General features: G+C 60.9%; 6 protein-coding genes and 2 pseudogenes. 7 read left to right on the top strand and 1 reads right to left on the bottom strand.

Going from position 1 to position 9,129, the window contains the following annotated elements; genetic code table 11:
- Window positions 1–97: 97 nt before the first annotated feature.
- The 3 genes and pseudogenes from C3Y91_RS20345 (at window position 98) to C3Y91_RS20335 (ending at window position 3,884) form a co-directional block, all read left to right on the top strand.
- Window positions 98–605: pseudogene (locus tag C3Y91_RS20345) on the top strand (DinB family protein).
- Between the two features lie 211 nt (window positions 606–816).
- Complete coding sequence (locus C3Y91_RS20340; RefSeq protein ID WP_130664382.1) at window positions 817–1,866, top strand: GGDEF domain-containing protein; 1,050 nt, start codon at window positions 817–819, stop codon at window positions 1,864–1,866.
- Window positions 1,867–2,000: 134 nt separating this feature from the next.
- Entirely contained in the window at window positions 2,001–3,884 is a 1,884-nt protein-coding gene (locus C3Y91_RS20335) for an ABC-F family ATP-binding cassette domain-containing protein (protein ID WP_130664381.1), read from the top strand.
- A gap of 6 nt (window positions 3,885–3,890) precedes the next feature.
- On the opposite strand, the gene C3Y91_RS20330 is transcribed toward C3Y91_RS20335, so the two are convergent.
- The gene (locus C3Y91_RS20330) at window positions 3,891–4,748 is read right to left on the bottom strand and encodes a glycoside hydrolase family 75 protein (RefSeq protein WP_130664380.1); all 858 of its coding nucleotides are present in this window, start codon (window positions 4,746–4,748) and stop codon (window positions 3,891–3,893) included.
- A 164-nt stretch (window positions 4,749–4,912) separates the two neighbouring features.
- Between C3Y91_RS20330 and C3Y91_RS20325 the strand changes: the two are divergent.
- The 4 genes and pseudogenes from C3Y91_RS20325 to C3Y91_RS20310 form a co-directional block, all read left to right on the top strand.
- Window positions 4,913–5,250 (top strand): annotated as a pseudogene (locus tag C3Y91_RS20325) (polysaccharide deacetylase family protein); the annotation flags it as partial.
- Window positions 5,251–5,417: 167 nt separating this feature from the next.
- A complete protein-coding gene (locus C3Y91_RS20320; RefSeq protein WP_024321197.1) occupies window positions 5,418–7,460 on the top strand; it encodes a prolyl oligopeptidase family serine peptidase in 2,043 nt (680 codons plus the stop codon).
- Window positions 7,461–7,559: 99 nt separating this feature from the next.
- Window positions 7,560–8,486 (top strand): Gfo/Idh/MocA family protein, encoded by a 927-nt coding sequence (locus C3Y91_RS20315; RefSeq protein WP_024321198.1) that lies wholly within the window; start codon window positions 7,560–7,562, stop codon window positions 8,484–8,486.
- Between the two features lie 72 nt (window positions 8,487–8,558).
- Window positions 8,559–9,056, top strand: coding sequence for a hypothetical protein (locus tag C3Y91_RS20310; RefSeq protein ID WP_024321199.1), 498 nt, complete (start codon window positions 8,559–8,561; stop codon window positions 9,054–9,056).
- Window positions 9,057–9,129: the final 73 nt, after the last annotated feature.

The following is a 9,129-nucleotide window of genomic DNA, read 5'->3' as shown; positions in this document are numbered from 1 at the left end:
GCAAACTATCTTAGAAACTCAGGATATGCTGCCGTCTAAAAACAGCACGCTCTAGGGAAACCGGCTAGACTGCCGATACGATACGGGAGGGGACAGGATGCTCAGACATTACAGGATGTTCGCCGCCTATAATCGCTGGGCCAACCGCCAAGTCTATGCGGCTGCGGCCGAACTCAGCGATGCAGAATTCCGCAGCGACCACGGCGCTTTTTTCGGTTCGCTGCATCGCACGCTCAATCATCTGATCGTCGCCGACCGGATATGGATGAAGCGCTTCACCGGCACCGGCGAAGCGCCGGGGACACTCGATGCCGTGCTCTTCGAAGATCTGGATGCGCTTGCCGCCGCACGCAAAATCGAGGACGAGCGTATCATTGCCTGGACGGGCATGCTGGACGAGAAAACCCTCGCCGCCGACTTCACCTATGTGCCGGTGACGCAGCCGATCAAGATCACCCAGCCGCTGGCTCCGGCGCTCGCGCATCTCTTCAACCACCAGACCCATCATCGCGGCCAATGCCACATGACGCTGACGGCGCTCGGCAAGCCGAGCCTCATGCTTGATCTCATCTACTTCCTGCGGAGCGGGCCGCGAGTGGATGTGAGGCCCGATCCGAATTAGAAAGTGAGAACATGATGCCATCCGGAAAACCGCTCACACTTTTCGGCATCATGTTCCGGCCATCAAGACTGAATTAACCGCCTTTGCCGGTTCTGCCGCCGATCCAGGGCTTCCCCGTTGAAAATTCAGCCTCTCTTAAACGCTTGCGGGCATAGCGTGATGTGAGAGATGAGGCCGGGCCGCGAGGGATCGTCATGCAGAATGCAAGCGCAAACGCACTGGTGCCGCGCGAGGCGGCACGCCCGGCGCCGATGGCGGACATTCAGAAGATCGCCCAGCACATGGCGCGCCTGAACGTCGTCGCGCTGCCGCGCAATTACGAACTCTTCCACGAGGCGATCGTCGGGCTCAATGCCGGCCTTGCACAGGATATCGCAGCACTCGGACCGCAGCCGCAGCAGCCGATGCTCGACGAACTCGGCCTGAAATATCGCCTCGTCGGTCATTGCGGGCTGGCGGGCGAGACATCACGCAACGAGGCGAGCCGGATGCTGCGCGACGTGGCGGAAAGGCTTGCCGAAGGGTTGAAGCATAAGAACGCCTTTGCGCGCGCCTGCGGTACGATCCTGAAATCCGTTTCCGGCCATGACGATCAGAGCCTTGCCGCCTTCCTCAGCGAGATCGACTACCTCACTGCTTCGCTTTCGACCGTTCTTGCGGCGGAGATGGAAATCGGCGCGAAGCTGCAGGACGATATCAAGACGCTGGAAACGCTGGAGCGCGGTATTTCGGCGATGCAATCGGCCGCCATCGCCGACAGGATCACCGGACTTCCGAACCGCATCGCGCTGAACCGGACGATCGCCGATCTCTACGAGCGGGAAGAAGGTGCCGCCGGCAGCGCGCTGATCATGGTCGATATCGACAATTTCACCGATCTCAACGACAAATATGGCACGCAGGCAGGCAACAAGCTCCTGAAGAAGCTCGCCGGACTCCTCCAAAAGTCGATCAAGAAAAACGATTTCATTGCCCGCACCGAGGGTGACGAATTCGCCCTCTTGTTTTCCAATGTTGGCATGAAGGATGCAATTGCTATCGCCGACCGCCTGCGCGCCTCCGTCGAGGACAATCTGGTCTTCGCGACATCCGACAAGACCGATCGCGGCAGGCTCACCATCTCGATCGGCGTGGCGCTCAGCACCGATGCTGCAACACCAGGACAGTTGCAGGCCAATGCCCGCGTGGCGCTTCTCGCCGCGCAATCGAACCCTCGACTGCCGGTGCAGGCTCTCGGCCGCTGAAGCGGCGGACACGTGTTCTGGCCGCGGGACAAGCAAGCTTGCCAGCGCACAAGCAAGCTTGTCGTGGGACAAGCAAGCTTGTCCCAGGGATAAGCGCTCTTGCCTTGGCGAGCGCTTTCGGCCAAAACGCCGCCATGATCACGCTCACCGACATTTCCGCCCGCATCGCCGGGCGCCTGCTTCTCGACAATGCCAGCGTTTCGCTGCCTTCAGGCACGAAGGCCGGGCTCGTCGGGCGCAACGGCGCCGGCAAGTCCACGCTTTTTCGCGTCATCACCGGCGATCTCGGCTCGGAGAGCGGAACGGTGTCGATCCCGAAAGCCGCACGCATCGGCCAGGTGGCGCAGGAAGCGCCTGCGACCGAAGACGCGCTGATCGAGATCGTGCTTGCCGCGGACAAGGAACGTACCGCCCTCGTTGCCGAGGCGGAAACGGCGACCGACCCGCACCGCATCGCCGAAATCCAGATGCGCCTCGTCGATATCGACGCGCATTCGGCCGAAGCGCGTGCGGCGAGCATTCTTGCCGGCCTCGGCTTCGACAAGGCGGCGCAAGCCCGCCCCGCCTCCTCCTTCTCCGGCGGCTGGCGCATGCGCGTCGCCCTTGCCGCCGTGCTGTTTTCGGAGCCGGATCTGCTTCTGCTCGACGAGCCGACCAATTATCTCGACCTCGAAGGCACGCTGTGGCTGGAAGACTATGTCAGGCGCTATCCGCACACCGTCATCATCATCAGCCACGATCGCGACCTGTTGAACAATGCGGTCAATGCGATCGTCCATCTCGACCAGAAGAAGCTCACCTTCTATCGCGGCGGATATGACCAGTTCGAGCGGCAGAAGGCGGAAGCCGACGAGTTGCAGACGAAGGCCAAGGCCAAGAACGACGCGGCGCGCAAACATCTGCAGGGCTTCATCGATCGCTTCAAGGCCAAGGCCTCCAAGGCTCGGCAGGCACAATCGCGCGTCAAGGCGCTCGAGCGCATGGGAACGGTCGCCGCGGTGATCGAGGATCACGTCCAGCCGATCACTTTTCCCGAGCCGGAAAAGCAGCCGGCCTCACCGATCGTCGCGATCCAGAGCGGCGCCGTCGGTTACGAGCCCGGCAATCCGATCCTGAAGAACCTCAATCTTCGTATCGACAATGACGACCGCATCGCCCTGCTCGGCTCGAACGGTAACGGCAAATCGACTTTCGCCAAATTCATCTCCGGCCGACTTGCGCCGGAGAGCGGTGAAGTGAAGATCGCGCCGAGCCTGAAGATCGGCTTCTTCGCGCAGCACCAGCTCGACGACCTCATCCCCGAGCAATCGCCGGTGGAGCATGTGCGCCGGCTGATGCCCGGTGCGCCGGAGGCCAAGGTGCGCGCCCGCGTCGCGCAGATGGGGCTTGCGACCGAGAAAATGGCGACGGCCGCCAAGGATCTTTCCGGCGGCGAAAAAGCCCGCCTGCTGATGGGGCTTGCCGCCTTCAATGCGCCGAACCTGCTGATCCTCGACGAGCCGACCAACCACCTCGACATCGACAGCCGCCGCGCGCTGATCGAGGCGCTGAATGACTACGAAGGCGCCGTCATCCTGATCTCGCACGATCGCCATCTGATCGAGGCGACGGTCGATCGGCTGTGGCTGGTCAATGGTGGCACGGTGACGACCTTCGAAGGCGATATGGACGAATATCGCGACCTCATCGTCACATCCGGTAAAAAAAAAGAAGAAAAGCCGCAGCTAATTGAAGACGCGACGTCGAAGGCCGACCAGCGCAAGCTCAATGCCGAACGTCGCGCCTCGCTGACGCCGCTCAAGAAAAAGATCAACGAAATCGAATCCTTGACGGCGAAGCTGGAGAAACAGATTCAGGCGCTTGACGCGGAACTTGCGGATCCGTCCCTTTACGAGAAGACGCCCGCTAAAGCCGCCGAGAAGGCAAAACAGCGCGGCGAAGCTGCGGCGAAACTGGCTGCCGCCGAGGAAGACTGGCTGATGCTGTCGGCCGAATACGAAGAAGCGATGGCGGGGTGAGTTCGCTTATTTCGTACAAGCCTTCAGCTTGTCCGCGCCACCCCATTTGTCGAGTTCGGCCTGGCCGATCTTTCCGATATCGGCACGCCACTGTTTGCTGTCGAGACTTGGAGCGGGAGCCGAACCGGGGAAGACGATCGTCAGGACAGAGCTTTCAATACCGCGTTTAGCTCGCCTTACGCCATCTCTTACAACTATCGGGTCATTCCCGATATCTTGATGGAGCTTGACGGAGGCTTCACCGAGCCTTCCACCATCGGCAAAAACGGCAAAGGCGTATTTGCTCTTGGTAGGCCAATAGACAACCGCGACATCGCCGTTATGCACTCCGTATTTCGTCGTGAAAGCGGTCGGAAGCACCACATATGGAATTTCGTTTGCATCAACATAGTGCCGCTGAGTCCCGTCCGGCGTGCCGGGTATGGACATGCTCGTGGTCGTTACAAAAGCCTTGCCGGGAAAAGCATCGCCCTCGCCTTGAATAACGGGTTTATTGTTTTTCGTTAGGAACCCGAAGATCCGCAAACCCGAATAGTCGCCTGATTGCCGGGCCTTGTCCCAGGCGCTACGACAAAGAGGCTGCCAGTTCGACGGATTATTGTTCGGCGTTTGAGGCACGCCGTCAACAATTGCAGAAATCCCATCGCAAGTGTAGGATAAGCCCTTACCGTCCACGCGGTAGGAATCGGGGGCTCCATCGGCATCGACATTCAGTTTGTTTGTTCGAAATCCGGCCGCAGAACCCGATTTCCATGTGTCCACGCCGTTAATCTTCGTTGGAGCCCCCACCGAACCGCAAACAATTTCCGATTGTGCCGCGGAAGCGTAAGTGATCGAGATTAAAGTGAAAATAACAAGTCGCATAGCGATTTCCCCCAACCGATATGAGTTAAGATTAACGGCTTCTCTTTTCAATGCAACCTTAAATTTTATAGGGTCGCCTAGCTTCTGATAGGGTTTTTAAAGTCATACTTTTCGAGCGACCGTGTCCCCTAGCAACCTCGCCGACGTAGGCGAGATGGCCGCACGATGTCTCCTTCTTCCGTTTCCCTTATCTTGCCGAGAGCCACAGGTGCGCGCCGCGGCCGCCATGCGCGATATGGTGGTCATGGATGTCGATATCGACAGCAAGGACTACGTCACCACGACGCCGGTCTCAATAACGCAGCGGACGATGAACCTCTTGCACAAGCGCGGCCGCGGCATCATCCTGATGCACGACATCCACAAACGCACGGCGACGATGCTGCCGACCCTGCTCTCGAGGCTCGAAGCCGAAGGCTACAAGGTGGTGACGCTGAAATTCAAGAAGACCGAGGTGCCGAACACCGTCGTCGCCTCGGCCGATCTCGTGACGATCCGCTAGCGCATTGGCCCGAAAATCGAGATCGATTTTCGGGCCAATGCTTAGATTCAAAGTGTTACAGCGTCCTTCGCGCGCCTGAAGAGACGCGCGGCGCTGTAAGGCGGGTTGCCAAGTCGGGACCGGCTGCCTAGATCTGTCCGACGTCAATGGAAGCAGGCCAGTCGGATATGAACCTTCATCTCGAAACGGACGACGATCCGCGCACCCGCCAGTTCATCGACGAGCACAACCGGGTTTCCGACGCGGCACTGAGAACACCTGAATTCGAGAGGGATCGCGACGCGATCAAGGCGCTGATCGAGCGGCAGGACAGGCTGATCGTTCCGATGCGCCGAGGCGAGTGGCTGTTCGACTTCCGCCAGAGCAAGGACAATCCTCTCGGCATCTGGCTCCGCCTGCCGGCAGACCAGGAGCCGTTGCCCGACGCCGCCTGGGAGCCGGTCTTCGATCTCGACGCCTTCTGCGTCAGGGAAGGCAAGCGCTGGAACTGGCGCGGCGCCGTCACCTGCCCATGGGAGCCGATGCGGGTGCTGCTCACGCTTTCGGACGGCGGCTCCGACCTTCTCCGGCTGCTCGAATTCGACGCCGAGAAGAAACAGGTCGTCGAGGGCGGCTTCGATACACCGGCCGCACGATCGCATGCCACCTGGCTGAGCCGCGACGAAATCTGCTATTTCGGTTCCATCGACAGATTTTCGGCGACCCGCTCCGGATGGCCGCGCGTCGGACGGCGATTGAAGCGCGGGCAGCGACCGGAAGATGCCGCCGTCATGTTCGAAGCAGCCGACGAGGACGTCTACGGCTTCAATCTCGTCATCGACCCTGCCCTATCGGGCGCTTCGGCGGATCGCGGACTGATCGATATTTTCGTCGCCGCCCACGAGATCGGCGTCGCGAGCGCTTTCCTGATCGCCAACGACGGCACACAGCGGCGCATCGATCTGCCTAAGGAAGCCGATTTCCAGTTCAATCATGATCATTGCCTTTGGCGGGCAAAGACCGATGAACGCGTTGCGACCGGCAGCCTCGTGCTGCAACGCTTCGATCCCGCCTCGGAGACGGCCCTGCTCGGGCCGGAGCGGATCCTGTTTCAGCCTAGCGAGGGCCAGTCCATCGCGCAGATGATACTGATGCAAGAATGGTGCGTCTTCATCATCTCCGATCGGCTGCGTCCGCGTCTCATGGTGCTGGACCTGACAAGGCCCGATGCCGAACAGCGCGAGATCGCACTGCCGGCGGATATGCAGACGGCTCACTTCAGGCCGCTCCATGCGGATCTGCATCTTGGCGACGATACGCTCCACATCATCGGCCAGGGCTTCCTGCAGCCGCCCGTCTGTTACCGCCTCGAGCTGTCGGATCGCAGCAGGCAGGCCGAGCCGATTTTCGTCGCCGCGGCGCCGAGCTATTTCGATGCGACCGATATGTCATCCGAACTGCTGGAGGCTGTTTCCGAGGACGGAACGAGGGTTACCTACCGGCTGGTCCTGCCGAAGCAGTGGACCAAGGGCGCGCTGCCGGTGCTGCTTTACGGCTATGGCGGCTTCGATGTCCCGTTGTCGCCAAGCTATTCCGGCGTGACAGGACGCTGGCTGGAACAAGGCGGCGCCTATGTGCAGGCCTATATTCGCGGCGGCGGCGAATTCGGGCCCGACTGGTATCGCAGTGCCAAGCGGCAGGGGCGAGACCGGGCGTTTGCCGATTTCGTCGCCATCGCCCGCGATCTCGTCGCCCGCGGCTATACCGTGCCGTCGCGGATCGCCTGCCAGGGCGGCAGCAATGGCGGTCTGCTGACCGGCGTGATGCTGACGCGCTATCCCGATGATTTCGGCGCCGTCTGGTGCCAGGTGCCGGTTCTCGACATGACACGCTTCCACCTGTTTAGCGCAGGGCAAGCCTGGATGGACGAATATGGCGATCCGGAGACGCCGGTGGACCGGGATTTCATGCTCGGTTATTCGCCGCTTCACAATGTCGGGCCGGCGACCAAGGTCAGCTATCCGCCGATCTACATCGAAAGCTCCGCCAATGACGACCGCGTGCATCCCTCGCATGCGCGCCGCTTTGCCGCACGGCTGGAGGAAGAAGGACACCGGCCGCTCTTCCATGAATTCGGCTCCGGTGGGCATGGCGGCGACGGCAATTCCGAAGAGCGCGCCGCCCGCGCAGCGATGGGTTACAGCTTCCTTCGCCAAACCATCATGCGATAGGATGCCATAGAATGGAGGAGGAGAGCTTGTCGGCGCGCCTCTTTCTGAATACAAACACGGCAATAATCATACTTTTCATACAGGCTCGAGCGAAACACCATGTCTCCTATCAATCTCGCCATCGTCGGCGTCGGCAAGATCGTCCGCGACCAGCACCTTCCCTCCATCGCCAAGAACCCGGATTTCGCGCTCGTCGCCACGGCAAGCCGCCACGGCACAGTCGAAGGCGTCAAGAGCTATACGACGATCGAGGCGATGCTCGACGCCGAGCCGTCGATCGATGCCGTTTCGCTCTGCATGCCGCCGCAATACCGCTACGAGGCAGCCTATAAGGCGCTCGTCGCCGGCAAGCACGTCTTCCTGGAAAAGCCGCCCGGCGCCACGCTGAGCGAAGTGGCCGATCTCGAAGCACTGGCGGGCAAGCAGGGTGCGTCGCTCTTTGCCAGCTGGCATTCGCGCTATGCGCCGGCCGTCGAGGCCGCCAAGGCGTTTCTTGCCTCGACGACGATCAAAAGCGTGCATGTGATCTGGAAGGAGGATGTCCGCCACTGGCATCCGAACCAGGATTGGATCTGGCAGGCCGGCGGCCTCGGCGTTTTCGATCCCGGCATCAACGCGCTGTCGATCGTCACCCATATCCTGCCGCGGCCGATCTTCATCACCGAGGCCGTGCTCGAATTTCCCGAGAATCGCGATGCGCCGATCGCGGCCGACATTCGCTTCCGCAATGCCGACGGCCTGCCGGTTCACGCCGAATTCGACTGGCGCCAGACCGGCAAGCAAAGCTGGGACATCGTCGCGGAGACGGCAGCCGGCCAGATGGTGCTCGCCGAGGGCGGCGCCAAGCTTTTGATCGACGGCGCGCTGACATTCGCCGAGCCGGAGCAGGAATATCCCTCGCTCTACCGTCGCTTCGCCGAAATCATCAAGGCCGGCAAATCGGATGTCGACCTCGCGCCGCTGCGCCACGTCGCCGACGCCTTCATGCTCGGCAAGCGGAAATTCGTCGACGCGTTCCACGACTGAGCGTCGTAATAACGTCATAGAAACCGGCAAGATTTGCCGGCTTATGGCAATTGTGTTCGGGGGCAGCCGCTCATGAGCAACAAAATCCGCCGCAAGGGCCGATTTTTCCGCGTGTTGAAGATTGGCATCCTTGTGGTGCCGCTTCTCGGCCTTGCAGCATGTTCGGGCGAACAGGCCGTCATGCCTCCTGATGCACCGGGGGTTTCCCGATCCGAGGAATATTCCTTCGGATCGGCGACCCAGGCTCAGGATTGGCAGGCCACCCGCAAAGTGCTGGGCCAACTGGAAGGGCGGTTCGGCGAGAAGTCCGTGCGGATACTGGCCCGCAATCTCGCCAGCACCACCGACCCGCAGACCATCAAGGCCTATTATGCCGACCGCCTTGTCCATCAAGCCGGCTGGGCGGAAATGCCGGTCAGCACCTTTGCCGACAAGGCGTGGGCATTCGCTTTTGTCAGTCCGAATGGAAAGCGGGTTTTGGCAGTGGAGGCGCTCAATCCGTCGGAAGGTGTGGGAGGGATCGTCCCCCTCAACATCCTGACGAACCTCGACGAGGACAAAGGGTCGTAGGGATAACGGCTTCCGCCGGCCGGTGAGAACGAAGTTGGAAGGTTTCATGCGGCATTCGAAGTGTTACGGCTGT

The sequence above is a fragment of the Rhizobium ruizarguesonis genome (assembly GCF_012349115.1).
Lineage (GTDB): Bacteria > Pseudomonadota > Alphaproteobacteria > Rhizobiales > Rhizobiaceae > Rhizobium > Rhizobium ruizarguesonis.
Note: the sequence above shows the minus strand (reverse complement) of the source record. Positions and strands in the feature narration are given on the sequence as shown.

Excerpts from the sequence above, each read along its gene's own strand:
- C3Y91_RS20310 (WP_024321199.1), top strand. The coding sequence starts at position 8,559 with ATGAGCAACAAAATCCGCCGCAAGGGCCGATTTTTCCGCGTGTTGAAG.
- C3Y91_RS20330 (WP_130664380.1), bottom strand. The coding sequence starts at position 4,748 with ATGCGACTTGTTATTTTCACTTTAATCTCGATCACTTACGCTTCCGCG.
- C3Y91_RS20335 (WP_130664381.1), top strand. The coding sequence starts at position 2,001 with ATGATCACGCTCACCGACATTTCCGCCCGCATCGCCGGGCGCCTGCTT.
- C3Y91_RS20340 (WP_130664382.1), top strand. The coding sequence starts at position 817 with ATGCAGAATGCAAGCGCAAACGCACTGGTGCCGCGCGAGGCGGCACGC.
- C3Y91_RS20315 (WP_024321198.1), top strand. The coding sequence starts at position 7,560 with ATGTCTCCTATCAATCTCGCCATCGTCGGCGTCGGCAAGATCGTCCGC.
- C3Y91_RS20320 (WP_024321197.1), top strand. The coding sequence starts at position 5,418 with ATGAACCTTCATCTCGAAACGGACGACGATCCGCGCACCCGCCAGTTC.